Source organism: Streptomyces sp. NBC_01450 (assembly GCF_036227505.1).
Taxonomy (GTDB): domain Bacteria; phylum Actinomycetota; class Actinomycetes; order Streptomycetales; family Streptomycetaceae; genus Streptomyces.
Genome location: NZ_CP109481.1, coordinates 746,208 through 765,438, shown reverse-complemented (window position 1 = coordinate 765,438; position 19,231 = coordinate 746,208). Strand labels below are relative to the sequence as shown.

Here is a 19,231-nt window from a genome sequence, read left to right as displayed (position 1 = left end):
GAATGGTGGTGCGGTGTCGATGCTTCAGCCTCCGCCCCTGGATGGCGTGTTGGCGCGTGAGCCGTTCGACGCGTTTGCGGTTGACGACCACACCGCCCGCGCGAAGCCCGGCGGTGATCCGCTTGGCCCCGTACGTCCTTCCGGACTCCGTGTGGACTCCGTGTGGACCTTGCGCATCCGCCGGGTGAGTGCAGCGTCCGCGGCCTGTTTCGCGGCGCGGGCGGGGGCGGTCCTCAGCCACCGGTAGAACGCGGACCTCGACCAATTCAACACGGTGCACAGCCGCTTCACGCCGAAGGCGCCGCGGTGGTCGGCAACGAACTCGAAGCGGCTCACCCGTTCGTCTCGCCCGCAAAATACTTGGCCGCCCGGCGCAGGATGTCACGTTCCATCTCCAGCTCGCGCACCTGCTTGCGCAAGGCCGTGATCTGCGCGTCCTTCGCCGACTCCGCAACTGCCTCGGGCCGCTCGGCCTTCTCCGCCGTCTTGGTCCACTGCCGCAGCGTCTCGTGATTCACACCCAGCTCGGCGGCGATACGCGAGACGGGCCGGCCCGACGAACGGGCCAACGCCACCGCGTCGGCCCGGAACTCCGCCGAGTACTTGTAGGTCCCCACCCGGGACTCCTCTCCCTGGACTCAAGATCCAGTGTCGAGGTGTCCACGATCAAGGTGGAGGGCCCGCCACCGTCATCCCCGGCTTCACCGTCACCGCGAAGGGCGCAGTTGAGAGGAGCGGCGCAGCTCGACAGTCAGCGGGCGATTGAGATCGCGAAGGGTGTGAATCCGGTGGACCGGATGACGTGCGGTACGAACAGGATCGCGGCCTCTGTGGCGCGGGCGGTCCGGATCCCGCCGAGGTCGGTGATCCATTCCTTTTGCCAGCCGAGGTCGGTGAGCAGTTCGCGGACGGTCTGCTTGGCCTGCGGGTCCTCGCCGGAGAGGAACGCGGTCGGCGTCTGGGGGAGCGTGGCCGGCGAGGTCATCACCGGGAAGAGCATGGTGTTGAGTGTCTTGACGACGCGCGTTTCGGGGAGCGCTTCCTGGAGCTGTTCGGCGAGGCTCGAGCCGGGGTAGATCAGATCGGCGGGCAGTCCGTCCGGTCCGTCGGTGGTGGCGTTGGAGACGTCGACGAGGATCTTGTCCCGGAGTTCTTCGCGCAGAGCGGCGAGCCGGTCCAGCGAGCCGGCACCTGGGGTGGCGTTGATGACGATCCGGGCAGTCCGGGCGGTGTCGGCGGCGGCGCCCGGCGTGCGGTCCGCCACGGTCACTTCGTGTCCTGCCCGGGCGAGGGCTGCGGCCAGGTTGCCGCCGACGCGGCCGTTTCCGAGAACTGCGATCGTGGTCATGATGATCTGGTCCTTCCGTGCGTGCGGGTTGTGGTGCGCGGTCAGCGCGAGAGCGTGGATACGGCCTCGGCGTGGACGCCGGGCGCGGCAGCCAGGAAGCTCTGGCTCTGTGGGGTCCAGGGGCGGCCCTCGGCGTCGGAGATCCGTCCGCCGGCCTCGGTGACGAGCAGCGCTCCGGGAAGCAGGTCCGCGCGGGCGCCGGCGAACTGCCAGAAGGCGTCGATCCGGCCGGCGGCCACGTTCAGCAGGTGCAGGGTCGCGGGCACGGCGGCGCGGACGACGAGCGCGTCGAAGAGCATTGCGGTGATCGAGGAGCCGACGCGCCGCACGACCTGTTCGTCCTCGTCCGGCCGGGCCTGGCTGGTGGCCACGATGCTCAGGCCGAGGTCCGCGGTCTGGGAGACGTGCAGCCGCCGGCCGTCGAGGTGGGCGCCCGCGCCGGTCAGCGCGGTGTAGGTCTCGCCGGTCAACGGCAGGTGGACCGCGGTGAGCACCGGCTGGTTCTCACGCACGAGGGTGGCGGTCACCGCCCACTCCGGCAGGGCGTGCAGGTGGTTGACGTTGCCTTCGGCCGGATCCACGACCCACCATTCGCCGGGCGGCAGCGCCCCGCCGTCCAGTTCGTCCTCCACCCAGCCGGCGTCCGGGCGCAGGCGCGTGAGACGAGGGCGCAGGATATCGAGGGCCGTGTCGTCGTTGGCGGCGAGCGCGCGCATCAGCTCTTCGCGGGTCTGGTAGCGGACCACCTCGCCGAAGCGCTCGCGCAGCGCCGAACCCGCCTCACGCACGGCTGTCGCGGTCTGGGCGAGCAGGTCGGCGTCGGAGGCGGCGACGCCAGTGGTCTGAAGCGTTTCGGACATGGTGGTATTCCCGTCTGAGGAGGGGTGCTGAGGCCGGTCGAGGGCCGAACTGCGCGTTACTTCTTGCGCTTTCGCCTCAACGGTATGCAGCCCCTCAATTAACTTCAAATGCATGTAAGGCACGGCTAGGATTACTCACATGCAATTGGATTTGAACCTGCTCGCCGCGCTCGACGCGCTGCTGGAGGAGGGCAGTGTGGCCGGGGCGGCGGCGCGCCTGCATGTCACCGCCCCCGCGATGAGCCGGAGTCTGGGCCGGATTCGGCGCACGACCGGGGATCAGATCCTGGTGCGCACCGGCCGCACGATGACCCCGACGCCGTATGCGATCGCCGTCCGGGAACAGGTGCATGAGCTGCTGCACCAGGTCCAGGGGGTGCTGGCACCGAGCCGTGAACTCGATCTGACAACGTTGGAGCGCACTTTCACACTCCGCTGGCACGATTCCCTGGTCGCCTTGAGCGGCCCCACACTGCTCGCGGCCGTGCGCGGACAGGCGCCGGGCGTGCGATTGCGCTTCGTCGCGGAATCGAGCATCGACACCCCCGAGTTGCGGCGCGGCGAGGTCGACCTGGAGGCGAACGCGAACCGCCCGAGCGCACCGGACATCCGTGCCGAGAACGTGGGCGAGACCCGCCTCGTCATCGTCGTGAGGCAGGGGCACCCCCTCACCCGCGCCAGGACCGTCACCGCAAAGCAGTACGCCGCCGCTGAGCACGTCACCGTCTCGCGACGTGGAAACCTCAGCAATGCCCTCGACGACGCCCTCGCGCGGCTCGGCCTCACCCGCCGCGTGGTGGCGACCGCGCCCACGGAAGCGGCCGCGCTGGAGTTCGCGCGCGGCTCCGATATCCTGATCAGCGTCCCCGAAGCCACCACGCGGTCAGCGGTCGCCGACCTCGGCCTGGTCGTGCTCCCCCTCCCGCTCGAACTGCCGTCGGCACCGGTATACCTGTCGTGGCATCAGCGCTACGACACCGACCACGCCCACGCCTGGCTGCGCGGGCTGGCGCGAACCGCGCTGGCCATGTGCGGAGCGTCGTAGTCGGCGCCGTCCGGCCGCTTCACCCATACGTCCACGGTCCACGCGACCACCACGGCGATCTGCTTGAACGTCAGCAGCGGCTTGTCCGTGCGGGTGCCGGCCGTGGAGGCGGCCAGACCGACGTCTGCGGCTCACCATCGCGGATCGCCGGTGTGCAGATCAATCTCACCGGGATTTCCTGTACCTCAACTACTCACGCTCCGATCCCGGAGCCGAGACGCGGTCGAAGCCGCGCTCCAGGAACAGCGAGACGGCCGCGCCGCTGATGGCGTCGCGCGTCCGCTCCTTCTTGCGGGCCCGCAGTCCCGTCGACTCGCTCATCTGGCCACAGTAACGGTCATGACCGGGTTGCTTTTTTAACCGAGTAACGTTTCCATGGGCGGTGTGAATCAGACAGACACTCCTCCCGTGCTCGTAACCGGGGCGACGGGCCGGGTCGGCCGCGTAGTCATCGACCAACTCCTCGACGCGGGTGTGCCGGTCCGCGCCCTCACCCATCGCTCCGAGGCGGCGGCAACGCTGCCGGCGAAGGTCGAGGTCTTCACCGGCGACCTCACCGTGCCCGAGTCGCTCGACCCGGCATTGAATGGCGCCGGTGCGGTCTTCCTCGTCTGGACCGCCCCGCCTCAGATCGCCGCGGCAGTCGTCGAGCGGCTGGCAGCCCACGTGCGGCGGGTCGTCTTCCTCTCCTCCCCGCACCAGACGCCGCACCCCTTCTTCCAGCAGCCCAATCCCATGGCGGTGCTGCACGCCGACATCGAGCGGCTCATCGCGGCCACCGGACTCGAGTCGACGATCATCCGGCCGGGGATGTTCGCGTCGAACTCGCTGGCCTGGTGGGCGCCCGCGATCCGGGCCGGCGAGGTCGTCCGGTGGCCTTACGGCGCTGCCGAGACGGCACCGGTCGACGACCGCGACGTTGCAGCCGTCGCGGCGCGGACGCTCTATCAGGACGGATACGCCGGAGGCGACTACGTCCTTACGGGCCCCGAATCGCTGACCCAAGCCGCGCAGGTGGACGTCATCGGTGACGCCCTGGGGCGCCGGATCGCATTCGAGGAGATGACGCCGGACGAGTTCCGAAGTCTGTCGGAGGGTACGGCGCCCAGCTCGGTCGTCGACATGCTGCTCGTCGCGTGGAGCGCGGCGGTCGGACAGCCCGCGTACATCACCACTGCGGTGGCCGACATCCTCGGGACGACGCCGCGAACGTTTCGCCAGTGGGCCGTCGACCACGTCACCGCGTTCACGGAGGGGTCGGAGGGTTCGTAACCTCGTCGACCGCGACCTGCGCCCCCCTTCCCTCAGTCCGCCGTCGACCCGGCCCCGGCCCCCGCCCCGGGATGTGCCGAGCGCGTGGGCGCGTGAGGCTCAGGCGGCCGGGGGCATCGTGCGTACCGACAGGACGCGCGGCCTGCGGCCCAAGTGCGCGACGTCGAGTGGCGCCTGCTGCCCGACTGAATAGTGCAGGGTTACTGACCTTTTCGGGTTGTCTTCGGGTGGTGACGTTGGGTGATCCCTGCGGTGTGCCGGTGTTATGCGGTATGCGGATGGTGGGGGCCTGGCTGCTGAGCGGCGGGCTGCGCGTGAAGGGATCCGGCTGGAGGCCGGGCAGAGGTTCGCACGAGGTGACAGGACTTCGGACATCGCCAAGGACCTGCGGGTGAGCGAGCGTTCGGTGGAGCAATGGCGCCGGGACTGGCATGAAGGCGGCATGGAGGGTCTGAAGTCGAAGGGACCTGCGAAACTGCCGAAGCTGTCGGACGAACGGTTCGACCTGCTGGAAAAGGAGCTGGCCAAAGGGCCGGCCGCGCATGGCTGGAAAGACCGGCGGTGGACACTGGAACGCGTCAGAATACTGATCGGCCGCCAGTTCAAGGTCAGTTGCTCGATCGCGGGAGTGTGGCGGCTCCTGCACCGCCACGGCTGGTCCTGGCAGAGCCCGGCCCGACGCGCACTGGAACGTGACGAACACGCGGTCGAGCTCTGGAAGAAGGACGTGTGGCCACAGGTGGAAGCACCGCGGCGGCGCTCGGTGCCTGGATCGTCTGCGAGGACGGGGCCGGGTTCGCGATGACGCCGCCACGCGCCCGCACGTGGGGCCGGCGCACACCAGATCCAGCGGCCACACGTGATGATCTTTCGCACAGCCGATGAACGCGACCGCCACGCACAGGTCACGCAGTAATCGCCAGAACGAGACGAGGTGCAGACGGCTGTCGGCACATTGCGAGACATGTCGACCGAACGTCAGACTTCGCAGGCACAACTCACGCCGGTTCCTTGGCCTGACTGGACGCGCGGTCGCCAGATCAGGCAGAAACGCCCAGCAGCAGCGGAACGGCACCGTACGCCACAACCGTGATCACGCTACGGCGTGAGCCAGCGGAAGCCGTACCCCAGCGACCTGTCCGACGCCCGATGGGCCTTGATCGAGTCGACGTTGACGGCCTGGAGAAAAGCCCGGCTCGACCGCAGGCCCACCGGGCAGCCGGCCAAGGTCGACCTGCGCGACGTATTCAACGCACTCCTCTACATCAACCGCACCGGAATCCCCTGGAAATACCTCCCGCACGACTTCCCGAACCACGGCACCGTCTACGCCTACTACGCAGCCTGGCGCGACGAGGGAATCCTCGCCGTGACCGTCACCGCCGCGAGCCTGTCCGGGAACGCCGTCGGAATCCAGCTCCTCGACCAGGCCAAGAAGACCTACCCGACCATCTCCAAGAGCTGGGTGGACACCGGCTTCAAGAACGCCGTCATCGAACACGGCGCCAGCCTCGGAATCGACGTCGAAGTCGTCAACAGAAACCCAGGAGTTCGCGGCTTCCACGTTGTCAAAAGGCGCTGGGTTGTCGAACGAAGCATTGGCTGGATCATGCTGCACCGGCATCTCGCCCGAGACTACGAGACCCTGCCCGCCAGCTCCGAGGCCATGATCCACGTCGCCTCGATCGACAACCTCACCAAGCGCATAGCGGACGAGACGACATCCACCTGGCGAGGAACTTGCTAGCAGATAAAGGGCAATTCACCTAGATCAAACGCCCGCTAAGGGCTCTGGGCTACGGCACAGTACTCGCCGCCGAGGGCAGCCGCAGGGCTTCCGGTCGAGCCGGCAAGGAAAGACTGTGCGTGATCTCCGGCGGCCGGCTTGACACCACCCGGGGAGCGGCTCGCTCGGTTCGTCCGTGAGCCGCCAATCTGGCCACTTTTGCCCTCTTTATGAAGTATAGGGGTTGGCGTAAAGGTGACTTGACGCCTGGTGGACAGGGAAAACTGCTGACCTCGGCACTTGACGGCACCACGCTGTCCTCCCATGAGAGACATGAACAACAGGTGGCGCCGCGGGATCCGCCCTCCCCGGCCTCGGCATACGGTGGCAGCCGCCGCCCTCGTGGCGCTCGTGGCCGGTCTGACCGCCGCCCCCGGCGCCGCTCAGGACCTCGGCCCGCACACCGGGCGAACGGAAGCCGCCGCGCAGACCGGAGCGGCTCGGTCGCCGATCATCTCCCGGCATCAGCTCACACTGATCACCGGCGACCGCGTCACGCTGGAGACGGACACCTCGGGCAAGCAGAGTGTGTCGGTCGAGCCCGCCGAGGGCCGCGAACGAGTCGCGTTCATCAAGCGCCAGGCCGGTCGCGACTGGACGGTCATACCCGCCGACACACTCCCGCTGCTCGCGACGGGCCGCCTCGACAAGTCGCTGTTCAACGTCTCCGCCCTGGTCCGGGGCAAGTACGCGCAGCGGTCGAGCCTGCCGCTGATCGTCGAGTACGCCGGGGACGCGGGCACCGCCCGGCGACAGCTGACCGCCGCCGGTGCCGACACCGTCCGCCCCATCGGCGGGACCCCCTTCGCGACCCTCGGCGAACACCGCGCGGACGCCGCCGGGTTCTGGAAGGGCATCGCCCCCGGCCGGACGGACGCCACCTCCTTCGGAGCGGGTTTGCGCCGGGTCTGGTTGGACGGCCACTCAAGGATCCAGCTCGACAGGACGGTGCCGCGCATCGGGGCCCCGCACGCCTGGGAGAAGGGCTACACCGGCACCGGCGTCAAGGTCGCCGTGCTCGACACCGGTTACGACCCCAACCACCCGGACCTCAAGGGCCTCGTCACCGAGTCCGCGAACTTCACCACCGAGCCGAACACCGACGACCTGAACGGTCACGGCACCCATGTGACCTCCACGGTCGCCGGTTCCGGCGCGGCCTCCGGCGGCCGCTACAAGGGTGTGGCACCCGGTGTGCGGATCCTGTCCGGCAAGGTGTGCACCGCGGACGGCAACTGCGACAACTCCGACATCGTCGAGGGCCTGGCCTGGGCCGCCCAGCACGGCGCCAAGGTGATCAACCTCAGCCTGGGCGACACGGACACACCGGAGACCGACGCCCTCGAGGCCATGGTCGACGCCGTGACCCGTGACTACGGCACGCTGGTCGTGGCCGCGGCCGGCAACAGCGGTCCCGACAAGGTCTCCTCGCCCGCCTCCGACGACCGGGCGCTGGCCGTCGGCGCGGCCGAGGACGACGACGACCTCGCCGGCTTCAGCTCGGTCGGCCCGCGGGTGGGCGACTCCGGCCTCAAGCCGGACATCATCGCCCCCGGCGTCAACGTCGTCGCCGCGAGGGCAGGCGGCACCACCGCCGACGACGGCTATGTCGCGATGAGCGGCACGTCCATGGCCACGCCCCATGTGACCGGAGCCGCCGCCATCCTGTTCCAGCAGCACCCCGACTGGACGGCGGAGCAGGTCAAGCGCCAGCTGATGCAGTCGGCGACCGGCGCCAAGGAGCACGGCGCCTACTTCCAGGGCGCCGGACGCGTCGACGTCGCCCGGGCGGTCGACCAGGACGTCACCGCCGACACCACCGCGCTGGACTTCGGGCTGGTCCGCTGGACGGACGGCAAGCGGCCTCCGGTGACCAAGACCATCACCTACCGCAACCCGGGCGCCGCGCCGGTCACCCTTCAGCTGAAGGACAACCCGAGCAGCGGGAAGAAGGACGTGCCCGCTCCCGCCGGCCTGTTCCGGCTCAGCGCCGACACCGTCACCGTGCCCGCGCACGGAACCGCGGCGGTCACCCTCACCGCGACCCCGGAAGCCACCACGACGTACGCCGCGTACAGCGGTGTGCTGACCGCGAGCACCGCGGACAACCAGGTGTCGGTGCGCGTCCCGTTCGACATGGACGTCGAGCAGCCGTCCTACGACCTGCGCATCGGCATGAAGAGCCGCACGGGCGCCGCCCCCGACAACGCCTACCTGCTGGTCAACTCGGCCGACGGCAAGGCGTACGAGGTCGAGGCGCTCGGCAAGAGCAGCACGGTGGTGCGACTGCCGAAGGACACCTACTCCGTGAGCGGCTTCTACTTCGACGCCTCCTTCACCGAGGGCACCATCGTCGGCGTGCCGAAGGTCGTGATGAGCGCCGACCGGCAGGTGACCATCGACGCCCGGAAGGCGAAGCCCGTCACGGTGTCGGCACCGAGCCGCTCCGCGCGCATCATGTCGGCCGAGATCGGCACGATCAGCATGGCCGACCAGCTGCTCTCGGTCACCATGTACAACGCGATCGGCACGGACCACATCGACGGCGTGTACGCGGTGCCGACGGCCCAGTACAAGGACTCGAAGTTCACCTACCTCGTCACCAGCGTCTGGGGCGACCCGGCCGGCGCCGACGGGAACCCCGCCTCGGTCTACTACCTCACACGACCGGTGCACGGCGGCATCCCGGCGGATCCGGCCTACAACCCCCGCAAGTCCGAGCTGGCCAGGGTGAACACCACGTTCGCCGCCACCACGCCCGGCACCACGGCCACGCGCATCGTGTGGACGTACGTCGACAACGTCCGCTTCAGCGGACGGGCGATGGAGGGAATTCCGGTCCCGGCCCGGCGCGTCGACTACTTCTCGGCGGCCGATGGTCTGCGCTGGCAGACGGCCTTCGACCAGAACAGCTTCCTCGACCCGAACGCGCACGGGCAGAGTTACCTCAGCGACCTGCACGGCTACCAGGCCGGCTCCCAGGTCGAGGAGCGCTGGAACGGCGGGATCCAGGCCGTGGGCCTCTCGTCCCAGATGGCCGCCTTCCGAGAGGGCGACACGATGTACCGGCCCTTCCAGTCGGCCGCGAACGGCAACCTCGACCTGGTGGCCGACACCACGTCCGGCCTGCCCGAGGTGAAGCTGTGGCGCAACGGCGAGCTGGTCTCCCAGGACTGGAGCATGAGCGACGTCCCGGCCGACGCCACCCCCGCCGACTACCGTCTGACGGTCGAGCACAACCGTGACATGGCCCCCAGCTCCGTCTCCACGAGTGTGCGGGCGGAATGGCGGTTCCGGTCGCAGACCACGGCGACCCGGCAGGCGCTGCCGCTGTACGCGGTCCGTATGTCGCCGAAGCTGGATGAGTGGAACCGGGCCGAGGCCGGCCGCAAGCTCGACATCCCGGTCCTGATCCAGCGGACGGCCGGCGCCCCGGCGTCGCCCCTCCGCGTCTTCACCACCGAGGTCTCCTTCGACGAGGGGAAGACCTGGCAGTCGGTGCGGGTCAAGGGCTCCGGCATGGAGCGCACCGTGACCGTGGAGCACCCGCGCCGCGCCGCGGGCGGCTCGGTCAGCCTGCGCGTCTACGTCAAAGACGCGGCGGGCAACTCCTTCAAGGAGACCGTCATCAAGGGCTACCTGCTCAAGTAGCCGCCTTCGCGGAGTAGCCACGTCCTCGAGTATCCGCTTCCGCGAGTGGCGCAGCCCGGCCGCAGCGGCCGGACGAACGGGGACAGGGCCCGCCGGACACGTCCGGTGGGCCCTCTTCGTGTGCGTTGCGGCGTCCGCCGTGCTCAGAGCCAGTCGCGGCGGGCCGCGTGCCAGCCCAGCTGCATACGGGTCGCGACGCCCGCCAGGCTCATCAGGCCCTGGATGCGCCGCTGGACGGTGCGCTTGCTGACCCGCAGCTGTCCGGCTATCGCCTCGTCCGTCATGCCGGCGACCATCAGGGAGAGCAGGTGCCGGTCCTCCCCGACCGGCGAGGCGGCATCCGTGGTGCCGGCGCCGCCGATCTGGCCCTCCTCGGTCACCCGGAGCGGGGCACCGATCTCCCAGTGGTGTTCGAACAGGGCGATGAGCGCGTCCAGCAGGCTGCTCTCCCGCACCACCGCGGCCCGCAGTTCCCGGGGGTTGCGGGACGTGCCCGAGGCGGCCAGCGGCAGGATGGCCACCGAGCGGTCGGCGATCGCCATCCGCAGCGGCAGCAGAGGCACCGCCCGGGCGACCTCTCCGGCGCACACGCCCTTGACGACGTAGTCCACCGAGTCGGGGTCGTCGAAGTACGCCTGCTCGTACAAGGCCCTGTAGAGCACGCCCCGGTCCAGCGCGTCGAACTCCTCCTGATTGCTCTCCGGGGACATGGCCACGTACTGGGCCTTCACGAACCACATCATCTCGCGGCCGGCGCCGTACTGGAGCTGGCGCAGATGCTGGCGCAGTGCCGCCGCGCCGGTGATGATCTCGACGGCCTCGCCCGTGCTCCGGGCCCATGCGCTGCGGCGGTGTGTCTCCGCCAGTTCGTAGACGGCGGCCCGGGTCTGTTCCAGGGCGTCGAAGTGGCGTTGGAGCCGGGGCATAAGGGCCACCTGCGGCGGCACGGCCGAGAACCATTCGGGATTGTCCTCGACCGCCGACGCCAGGCCCTTGCGCTCCAGCGCGCGCAGCAGCAGTCGCGCGGTCACGACGTCGAGGGCCGAGCGGCCTGCGATGTCCTGAGCGGACGCCGTCCCGGTGGCGACCAGAAGGCGGTACACCTCGCTCTCGTCGGCCGTCAGGCCCACCGTCTCCAGCATGTCGCCACCTTTCTCACCATCCGGGCCGCCTCCGCCGGGGGTTCCCGTGGGGGGAACGCGGTCGGTCCGGCGGATGATTCCACCAGCTCCTGCGACCAGGCACCACTACGGTTGTCACCGGCGATCGGGTTCACCGTGACGGGGCGGTGCCGTCAGCACATCCGGTGGACCCCGGGCGGGGCCGCTCGAGTGTCACAGACTGTGGGCCACGGGCGTCTGCCCAGTGGCGCCGAACTGCCGCTGTACGAACCTCGCCAAGGCGGTCGGCCTCCGCGTCCTGGCTATAGAGGATGACGTGGGCGCCGTTGATCATGCCGGACCTTCGTTTCGCCGAGGTGGGGCCGTTCGGTCTACGGGGTCGTCACCGGGCCCGACTGGTCCCAGCCGGGCACGAGGTCGTCCCGGTGGACATCTTCCCCATGGACCCGCTCGCCGCAGGTCTCGCACACCGTGTGGGTGACGAGTTCGTGATCCCGGTGCCGGATCCGGGCGGGCGGCGTGGTGACGACCCAGCGGTCGCCCCAGCCGATGAGTTCGCGGGTGATGCCTCCCAGATCGCGCCCTGCCTCCGTCAGGTAGTAGCCGCTGTAGCGTGCGTCGTCCGGCAGCGGGTCTCTGCCCCTGTGGGAGCCGCTGGGACCGGACCACCTGGCGCCGCTGGGGTGGGTGGCCGACCCCGTGCTCGGGCCGCTGCTGGCTCCAGAGCGGGGCCGGGAGCTGCTGTCCACGCCGAGGGGCGGGCATGCGGGTGAGGCACCGAGGCCGGCGGCCGGGCTCGACCCGAGCGACCTGGCGTGGCTCGCGGAACCGGACCCGGGCAACAACCGCACGTCCTACCGGTTCGTCCTGGTGGAGGGGGGCGAGCCGGAGGAGTTGCCCGGACGTCTCGCGGACGGGGACGGCACCGTGTTGAACGAACCCACGACCCACTGGGAGGCGCGCCACAGATCGGCGCGCAACCAGAGGGAGTTCTCGTCCTACGACGACAGGGCTCTCATGGCGGTCGGCCGGACCGGCACCGGTTGGAGCTTCGCCTTCGACGGCGATCCCGCCCCGTTCGACCAGCGTCGGTTCGTCTCCCCGGCCGCGGCCGCCAGCGCGGGCACCCGTGCGCTGGTGGTGTGGAGCGGCCTGAGGACATGGCACGGGGAACCGTTCTTCCACCTTTCGGTGGCGCATGACGGTGCCGAGCAGTACGCATTCACGTACGTGGACGGAGAGATCCGGCCAAGCGGGGAGATACCGCGGGCGCTGGACCCGAGCCGGTTCTTCAGCGACCTGGAGGACAGCGCCGGGGCGGAACGGTCACTGCTGGAAGCGGTGGCCGGGGAGTTCGGTGCCTGTCTGCCGCGTCATGCCATCGTGAACGGGCAGCTGCATACATTCACCACCCGTTCATGGACGCGGCCGCCGAGGGACGGCGAGACGTACGCGGTGATCCGCATGCACCGGGCAGTCGCGCGCCCGGCGGACGAGAGAGGACGGGAGAGGACGAGAGAGGACGGGAGAGGACGGGAGAGGACGAGAGAGGACGGGAGAGGACGAGAGAGGACGGGAGAGGACGGGCCGGGGAGCAGGTAGAGACCGGCCAGGCTGCGGACATTCTCAATGCGGTGAGAGCCGAGAGCACGTAGACCTGGGATGTCGGAGGACGATCACCGGCTACCGGATCGACCGCCCGGCCGGGATACTCTCCGTCATCGGCCACACCAGCCAGGGCGTGAGCGGTCCGACCAACTTCGTCATCGACCCCAGTGGACGATGGCTCTACGTCAACAACAGCACAGCCGACAGCGTCGCCCAGTTCGCCGTCCTCTGACAACTGGGAAAGCCGCGTGGGCGGGGCCGCCGGCTGCGGTCCCACCCACGCGGTGCTGTCCCAGGTGACCTCCCGGGGCGTGACGTCAGCGCAGGCCGAAGGCCCGGGTGATCGTCTGCGAGACGGTGTTGCCCGCGCTGTCCCGGGCGCCGACCCGGAGGGTGACGAAGTCGGCGGACCGCGGCGCGCGCAGGTTCGTCCGCCATCCGTCGTCGCACCGGCTCAGGTCGGTCCGCTGCCAGGTCGCACCGTCGTCGTACGACACCTCGACGGTCGGCTTCCCGATGGTGGCGGTGGTGCCCGGCAGGTGCGAGGCGGTCACCGTCAGGCCGGCGTGCCGGTCGGCACGGCCGGACTTGTCGGTGTCCACGCCGTAGTCGAGCTGGATGAGCGGCAGGGACACCGCCGTATCGCTGCCGGTGACCGCGGAGGTGAAGTCCCACTCGGTCAGCGTGTGCGTCGAGTAGGGGTTGGCCCAGGTGCCGCGGTCGTTGTCGAGGACCAGCCGGTAGGGCAGGCGCTCGGCGCCGAGGCCGGGAACCTGCAGGTACTCGGCGTTGCCCCAGTCGAGCTGCTGGTCGCCCTGGTAGAGCGACATCCAGTCCTTGACGTCGAAGTTCGCGCCGGCCTCGCCGACGTGGCCGGACCCCGAGTCACCCCAGCCGGGCGCGGTGATGTACATCGTGTCGAGGTAGCGCACCGGCTGGTAGTTGATCGGGCCCATGCGGGGCCGCTGGATCGGGCCGAACCAGCTGACCTTGCCGGTCTTGCGCGCCGGGTAGTTCAGCGGGTCGATCGAGTGCTGCCCGGTCTCGCCTTGGATGAAGGCGTCGTCGAGCCACGTGGTGCCGGCGGTGACCCAGTCGGTGCGCTCGCCCTCGGCGGGCGCGGTGAGCTGGTTGCCGACGGCCCAGCCGCGCCAGACGTCCGGACGGAACTCCATCGCCTTGCCCTGCCGGTAGTTCCGGAAGGAGACGTTCACCCGGCTGAGGTCCTTGGACTCCTCACGCCAGGTCGGGTCCGCCGGAACGGCGCCCGTCCAGTGGTGCACGACGTCGTAGACGTAGTCGGTCGTGGGGTGTGAGGTGACCTTCAGCGAGACCGCGCCGTGCCGGAGTTGGCCGAGCAGGTCGGCGCCCTGGTCGGCGTTGAGCGTCGCCACCGTCACCGGGGCCGGGCTCTGCGGGCTCCAGGGGTTCTCGTCCCAGGGCTGCAGGCGGCCGACGCCGTCGTTGACGACCAGCAGTAGCCGGGCGCCGGCGCCCGCGGCGGCCTCCGCCTGGGCCTTGATCCCTTCCGTGCCGGCGCCGCGCACCACGACGGCCTTGCCGCGCACGTTCTGCCGCGCGAGCTCCTCGGCCGTGCCATCACCGGCGAAGACCGCCGTCAGGTTCCGGGTACCGGCGGGCAGCGGCGTGGCCGCGCGCTTGACCAGCGGGTCGTTGAAGGTCGTCGACTTCGTGCTCACGGTCAGCGCGGGCTGCTCGAGGCGGAAGCGGGCGCCGGTCTCGAACTCGCCGTCGGTGACCTTCTTGCCGGTCGGGAGCGCCCAGATGCTGTCGTACGACGGGTCCGGCAGCATCGACGTCTCCACCAGGCTGTCGGTGAAGGACCGGTGGGCGTCCAGGCGCGGCGCGACGGCGATGGTCTGCTGCGGCACGCGCGCCAGGATCCGGCGTGCCTTGCGGCCGTCCAGGGTGACGGTGCGGTCCTGGTCCAGCTTCACGTCGTTGAAGGCGAGCAGCACCATGCCGCGCGAGTGCGGGCCTTCGGCGCCCTGCACGTCACCGGTGAGCCAGCCGCTGTAGCTGCCGACGGGCAGCCGCGCCGTGCCGGTGCCGGACGCGTCGAGGTCCATCACCGTGAAGAGGTGCTCGGCGGTCAGGACGACCCGGCCCTCCAGCGGCTTGCCCGAACGGTCCTTGGCGACCACGGTCAGATTCTGCCGCTGGCCCTCGCGGGCCGCGCCGATCAGGGTCCGGGCGCGGACCGCTCCGCTGCCGTCCGTACCGGTGATCATGGCGCTGACCGACTGGTCGCCGCCCAGCTTGTCCAGATCCGCCGTCAGGGTGACCGTGGCGGTGCCGTGGGCGGGCACGGTGACGTGGTCGGCGGAGAGGCTGAACAACCCTGCCGGGACGGTGCCGTTGACCGCCAGGTTGAGGTTGGCCGGTGCGTCGCCGACGTTGGTGTACGTCACCGTCTGGACGTCGGTCTGCCCCGGCTTCGGGGGCCACGTGTGGAAGCCGGAGTAGGCGGTCGTGGTGGCGAAGACCGTGGTGTGCACGGCCGCCAGCGCGTCCAGCCGGCCGGCGCCTGCCTGGTACGGGGTGTACGCCGGGGTTGCCTTGGCGCTGCTGACCAGGGCCTCCTTGAGCTGGGTGCCCGTCCAGTCGGGGTGTTCTGAGGCGAGGAGCGCGGCGGCACCGGCGACGTGCGGCGTCGCCATCGACGTGCCGCTCATCGTGGTGTAGTAGCCGGAGCCGCGCTTGTAGTGCGAGCGCGCCGCGACGATGTCGACGCCGGGCGCGGTGATCTCCGGCTTCAGCCCGCCGTCGCCGTCACGCGGGCCCTGGCTGGAGAAGTCGGCGAGCGTGTCGGTGGAGTCGACGGCGCCGACGGTCAGCGCGGAGTCTGCGGTACCGGGGCTGCTGATGGAGTGCGGGCCGCCGTTGCCCGCCGCGATCACGAACAACGCGCCCGTTTCGTGGCTGAGTTCGTCGACGGCCTGGCTCATCGGGTCGGTCTTGTCACCGCCGCCGCCCAGGCTCATGCTGATGATCCTGGCCTTCTGGTCGCGGGCGGCCCACTCCATGCCCGCGATGATCCAGGATTCCTGGCCGCTGCCCTCGGAGTTGAGCACCTTGCCGACGGCCAGCCGGGCGCCGGAGGCGACACCCCGCTCCTTGCCGTCGGAGGCACTGCCCGTGCCGACGATGGTCGAGGCGACGTGCGTGCCATGGCCGTTGTAGTCGGTGATGTCGTCCTCGCCGGGGACGAAGCTGGCGCTGTCGGACACCTGCCCGGCCAGGTCGGGGTGTTCGGTGTCCGCGCCGCTGTCGAGCATCGCGACCTTCACGTCCTGGCCGGTGTCGCCCTCCGCCCAGACCTTGTTCGCGCCGATCTGTGCGGTGGAGTCGGCCAGGTCGGCCTTCACCTTGCCGTCGAGCCACACCTTGGCGACGCCGCCCGCGAAGGACGGCGCGGCGGACCGGGCCGCGGCGCCCGAGCCCCCGGTGAGCGAGGACCAGAACTCCGGTGCCTGCTTGTGGTTCTGGGCGAGGGCCGCGCCCTGGATGCTGTCCAGGCGGCGGACGTCGGTCGAGCCGGCCATCTTCGCCCGGGTGCGGGACTTGGCGGCGGCATCGGTGTAGCGCAGGATCAGCGGCAGCCGGGAGCTGTGCGCGTCGTCATAGCCCTCGGCGATCAGCCGCGTCACGTTGAAGAGCTGCTTGTCGAGTTTGCCGGCGCTCACGTACGGCAGGGCGGCGTCGGGGTAGACGTAGGTGGCGCCGTCCAGGACGGCGCGGTGGAAGCCGGTGGTGGCTCCGCTCGCGGCCTGGAAGGAGCGCACGACGGTGCCGTCGGCGGCGGTCCCGATGGTGACCTTGTCACCCGTGATCAGGGTGACGGTGTGCGTGCCGGCATCGCCGGGGGTTTGGTGTCCGGCGTCGTTGTGCGACACCTCACCGGCGGAGTACGCGGACACAGCGGCAGTCGCCGGTATGACGCCGAGTGTGAGCGCGGCCGACACGGCGAGGGCGATCGGCCCGGGCCGGGGGATGGGAACCTTGGGCAAGGAAGACTCCTGAGACGCGGCGAAGAGCGAAAGATCACTGGATCCTCCGGCCTCCCCCGTCGTCGTTCAAGGGGTCGCACATGTCGCTCTTGTGCCATGGCACAGTTACGCCGCGAGCAGACGGGGTCGTCGGCCACCGCGCGTCCGGGGGGACGGCGGCGGACCGCCCCATGAATTCAGCGTGTCGAGGGACGGAGCAACGGGTCTGTGGGGCATCCCGGTCGGCGGCTTGGCGCATGCCCTCCGCCGGGGCGGACGCCAGGTGCGGCGGGGCCGCGCTCTGACGTCATCGATGGGTGATGGGCCTTCCCGCGGGGGGCCGACAGCCCCACAGCCGGTACCCACTCGCCGTCACTCAGCGCGTGCCCTCGCCCACCCGCACTGGTTGCGTCAACTGCGGATCCCCTGGATGTCCGCGACGACGTCCACGACGCCTTCCTGACCCTCGGCTGCGCGCTCATACGCTGACCGTGCCCTTTCGTCGGCGAGTAGTGAGAGATCCTCGCCTGGTCAGAGGGCATCTTCCCGCATTTTGTTGACGGTCCCAGAGCTCGTAACACGATCTTGGCGATGTGGTCGTGGCATCGCGCTTTGCCGTCAGACTTCGAGGTCTCGGGCGGCCTCCTCACGTTCGCACACGGTTGCCGCCGTCTGGTTGCCGGGCCCGGCACCGTCGGGGGGTTCGCGCAAATCCACACAGCATCGACCCGGGCAGGGAGCGGGTATCTGTCGAATCCGTGTCGAAGTCCGGATACCGGGGCGCCCAGTTGCGGAATCGGCGCAGGTGTTCAACCTGTGGACGATGCTCTACTCGCAACGCGCCTGCTACCGGTAGTTCGTTAAATCCGGCGGTGGTGTGGGTTGACGGCAGGTTGGGTTGGTCGTAGGCCGGTGGTAGGAGTCAACTGCCTTGTTGGGGGCTGAAGATGACCGCTCGCCGTCCGTGTCCGCCTGCGCCGGGGCCGTTGGTGGAGTACGCGGCCCGGTTCGACGACCTCTTCTTCAGCCTGGCGCAGCGGCCGGGGGTTTCGTGAGGATCTGACCGGGCTGCTGGCGCCGCGGGAGCGGAACAAGACCATCACCTGCCCAGGAGAAGGCGCAGTTGACCAGGGTCTGGTGGCGGCGGATGGCGCGGTCGGAGGAGCTCGCGGACGACTTGGTAGAGGCTCAGGCCGGCGCTGGGTCTTTTGGGGCCCGGGCCAGTCGTTGCAGGGTGCAGAGGGCGTGCGCGACGGCGACGAGGATGACGTGGTGGTGCCAGCCGCCCCAGGTCCGGCCCTCGAAGTGGGCAAGTCCCAGGGCCTGCTTCATCTCCCGGTAGTCGTGCTCGATGCGCCAGCGGAGTTTGGCGAGCCGGACCAGTGTGGTCACAGGCATGCCGGAGGGCAGGTCGGACAGCCAGAACTGCACCGGTTCGCTCTCACCGGCGGGCCATTCGGCCAGCAGCCAGCACACGGGCAGTTCCGGGCCGTCGACGTTCTGGCGGACCTCGCGTCCGGCAGGCGGCGACGAGTCCGCAGCCACCACCTCCCTGGCGGAGTTCAAAGCCAGGGCCTGCAAGAGCAGGTAACGGGTCACTTCGGCGGCGGCTGGATGGTCATGGTCTTGGAGACGGTGACCTGGTCGATCTCGGTCACGCGCACGGTGATGTTCAGGGCCCAGGTGCTGGGGAGGGGAATCCGCAGGCACTCCGCGCTGGGCATACTTAGCCCGGTGGAGTACGAACTACGTTCCCCGCCGGTAGCGTGAAACCGAGCAACTCGACTCCACTCAACTCGGGACAGTCCAGAGCCTCCATCAGACCCGGAGCGGTTCAAAATGACGAGCGCGGCCAGCCACCCCTCGTCCTGCAGCGCGAGATCCTCCAGAGCACAGCACAGCGCAGCGCGGCAGCGACCAGTTCGCCCCGGTTCAGACGGTGGACCGCCGCCAGTACGTGGGTGGAATCCGTCCGGATCCGTCCCCGCCGCCTGACCAGCCCAGCCTCCGCAACCCGGTCCACGAACAGCGCCAAAAGCCGGTCCGCGCGGTCGCCTACGGCCACCCGGCCACGGAATTCGCTCAGGACCGTGAAGTCGAACCCCGGATCATCCAATCCAGCTCAAGGCCCAGACAGTACTTCCAGTCCAAACGGCAGCGGACTGCGTCCGCCGCCTGCCGGTCGGTGAGGTTCTCCGCATACTGGAGCACCGACACGAGAGCCAGCTGAGCCGGCGACAGCCCGCGCCGTCCGTCAGCCGGATACCAGTCGGCGAAGTCGCCATCCGTGAACAGGCCGTCCAGCCGATCGCGCACCCACATCGCGGCCGTGCCACGTGGATTGCTCGCCCGTGCCATCCGCACCGTCAACGGCGGAATCACCCGCCCCGAAACCGAACCCATCGCCACCGCGCTCACCTCCGACCGCCGAAACCGCCCGGCTTCCACCAGCGCAACACCACGAAGACATCAACACCTCGCGGTCCGCAGACCTCACCCCACCGAGTGAAGATCACCAACAGCATCCTTT

At 69.8% G+C, this 19,231-nt stretch carries 12 protein-coding genes and 6 pseudogenes; 8 read left to right on the top strand and 10 right to left on the bottom strand.

Translation table 11 applies throughout. The annotated features are described in order from the left end of the window. Positions 1-31: 31 nt before the first annotated feature. The 4 genes and pseudogenes from OG568_RS61830 to OG568_RS51830 form a co-directional block, all read right to left on the bottom strand. Positions 32-241, bottom strand: a pseudogene (locus OG568_RS61830) (IS3 family transposase); the annotation flags it as partial. A gap of 91 nt (positions 242-332) precedes the next feature. Continuing rightward, positions 333-617 carry a transposase gene (locus tag OG568_RS61825; protein WP_443077928.1) on the bottom strand — a complete coding sequence of 95 codons (285 nt, stop codon included), beginning with the start codon at positions 615-617 and terminating at the stop codon, positions 333-335. 134 nt (positions 618-751) lie between these two features. Further along, a complete protein-coding gene (locus OG568_RS51835; protein WP_329537066.1) occupies positions 752-1,348 on the bottom strand; it encodes an NADPH-dependent F420 reductase in 597 nt (198 codons plus the stop codon). A gap of 41 nt (positions 1,349-1,389) precedes the next feature. Beyond that, a complete protein-coding gene (locus OG568_RS51830) occupies positions 1,390-2,208 on the bottom strand; it encodes a 3'(2'),5'-bisphosphate nucleotidase CysQ (RefSeq protein ID WP_329537065.1) in 819 nt (272 codons plus the stop codon). A 139-nt stretch (positions 2,209-2,347) separates the two neighbouring features. Here OG568_RS51830 and OG568_RS51825 point away from each other — a divergent pair, with 139 nt between their 5' ends. Next, entirely contained in the window at positions 2,348-3,253 is a 906-nt protein-coding gene (locus OG568_RS51825; protein WP_329537064.1) for a LysR family transcriptional regulator, read from the top strand. A 213-nt stretch (positions 3,254-3,466) separates the two neighbouring features. On the opposite strand, the pseudogene OG568_RS51820 reads toward OG568_RS51825, so the two are convergent. Then, positions 3,467-3,574 (bottom strand): annotated as a pseudogene (locus OG568_RS51820) (TetR family transcriptional regulator); the annotation flags it as partial. A gap of 87 nt (positions 3,575-3,661) precedes the next feature. On the opposite strand from OG568_RS51820, the gene OG568_RS51815 reads away from it, so the two are divergent. The 4 genes and pseudogenes from OG568_RS51815 to OG568_RS51800 all read left to right on the top strand — a co-directional run bounded on the left by OG568_RS51815 (position 3,662) and on the right by OG568_RS51800 (position 9,962). Continuing rightward, entirely contained in the window at positions 3,662-4,525 is an 864-nt protein-coding gene (locus OG568_RS51815) for an NAD(P)H-binding protein (RefSeq protein ID WP_329537063.1), read from the top strand. Positions 4,526-4,790: 265 nt separating this feature from the next. Further along, positions 4,791-5,374: pseudogene (locus tag OG568_RS51810) on the top strand (IS630 family transposase); the annotation flags it as partial. Positions 5,375-5,630: 256 nt separating this feature from the next. Further along, positions 5,631-6,272 (top strand): transposase, encoded by a 642-nt coding sequence (locus OG568_RS51805; RefSeq protein ID WP_329537061.1) that lies wholly within the window; start codon positions 5,631-5,633, stop codon positions 6,270-6,272. A 312-nt stretch (positions 6,273-6,584) separates the two neighbouring features. After that, positions 6,585-9,962: a S8 family peptidase gene (locus OG568_RS51800; RefSeq protein WP_329537060.1), complete on the top strand. Its 3,378-nt coding sequence runs from the start codon at positions 6,585-6,587 to the stop codon at positions 9,960-9,962. Between the two features lie 143 nt (positions 9,963-10,105). On the opposite strand, the gene OG568_RS51795 is transcribed toward OG568_RS51800, so the two are convergent. Further along, positions 10,106-11,104, bottom strand: coding sequence for a helix-turn-helix domain-containing protein (locus OG568_RS51795; RefSeq protein ID WP_329537059.1), 999 nt, complete (start codon positions 11,102-11,104; stop codon positions 10,106-10,108). A 612-nt stretch (positions 11,105-11,716) separates the two neighbouring features. Here OG568_RS51795 and OG568_RS51790 point away from each other — a divergent pair. Next, positions 11,717-12,685, top strand: a pseudogene (locus tag OG568_RS51790) (SMI1/KNR4 family protein); the annotation flags it as partial. Positions 12,686-12,740: 55 nt separating this feature from the next. Continuing rightward, positions 12,741-12,923, top strand: a complete 183-nt coding sequence (locus OG568_RS51785; protein WP_329538263.1) for a beta-propeller fold lactonase family protein — start codon at positions 12,741-12,743, stop codon at positions 12,921-12,923. Positions 12,924-13,008: 85 nt separating this feature from the next. Here OG568_RS51785 and OG568_RS51780 read toward each other — a convergent pair whose 3' ends face one another. After that, positions 13,009-16,722 carry a S8 family serine peptidase gene (locus OG568_RS51780; RefSeq protein WP_329537058.1) on the bottom strand — a complete coding sequence of 1,238 codons (3,714 nt, stop codon included), beginning with the start codon at positions 16,720-16,722 and terminating at the stop codon, positions 13,009-13,011. A 926-nt stretch (positions 16,723-17,648) separates the two neighbouring features. Between OG568_RS51780 and OG568_RS61820 the strand changes: the two are divergent. Further along, positions 17,649-17,808, top strand: a pseudogene (locus tag OG568_RS61820) (IS701 family transposase); the annotation flags it as partial. Positions 17,809-17,889: 81 nt separating this feature from the next. Here OG568_RS61820 and OG568_RS51775 read toward each other — a convergent pair. From OG568_RS51775 to OG568_RS51765, 3 genes and pseudogenes are all read right to left on the bottom strand, one after another. Then, positions 17,890-18,183, bottom strand: a pseudogene (locus OG568_RS51775) (transposase); the annotation flags it as partial. A 113-nt stretch (positions 18,184-18,296) separates the two neighbouring features. After that, a complete protein-coding gene (locus tag OG568_RS51770) occupies positions 18,297-18,425 on the bottom strand; it encodes a hypothetical protein (RefSeq protein WP_329537057.1) in 129 nt (42 codons plus the stop codon). 358 nt (positions 18,426-18,783) lie between these two features. Beyond that, a complete protein-coding gene (locus OG568_RS51765; RefSeq protein ID WP_329538262.1) occupies positions 18,784-19,104 on the bottom strand; it encodes a transposase in 321 nt (106 codons plus the stop codon). Between the last annotated feature and the right edge of the window lie 127 nt (positions 19,105-19,231).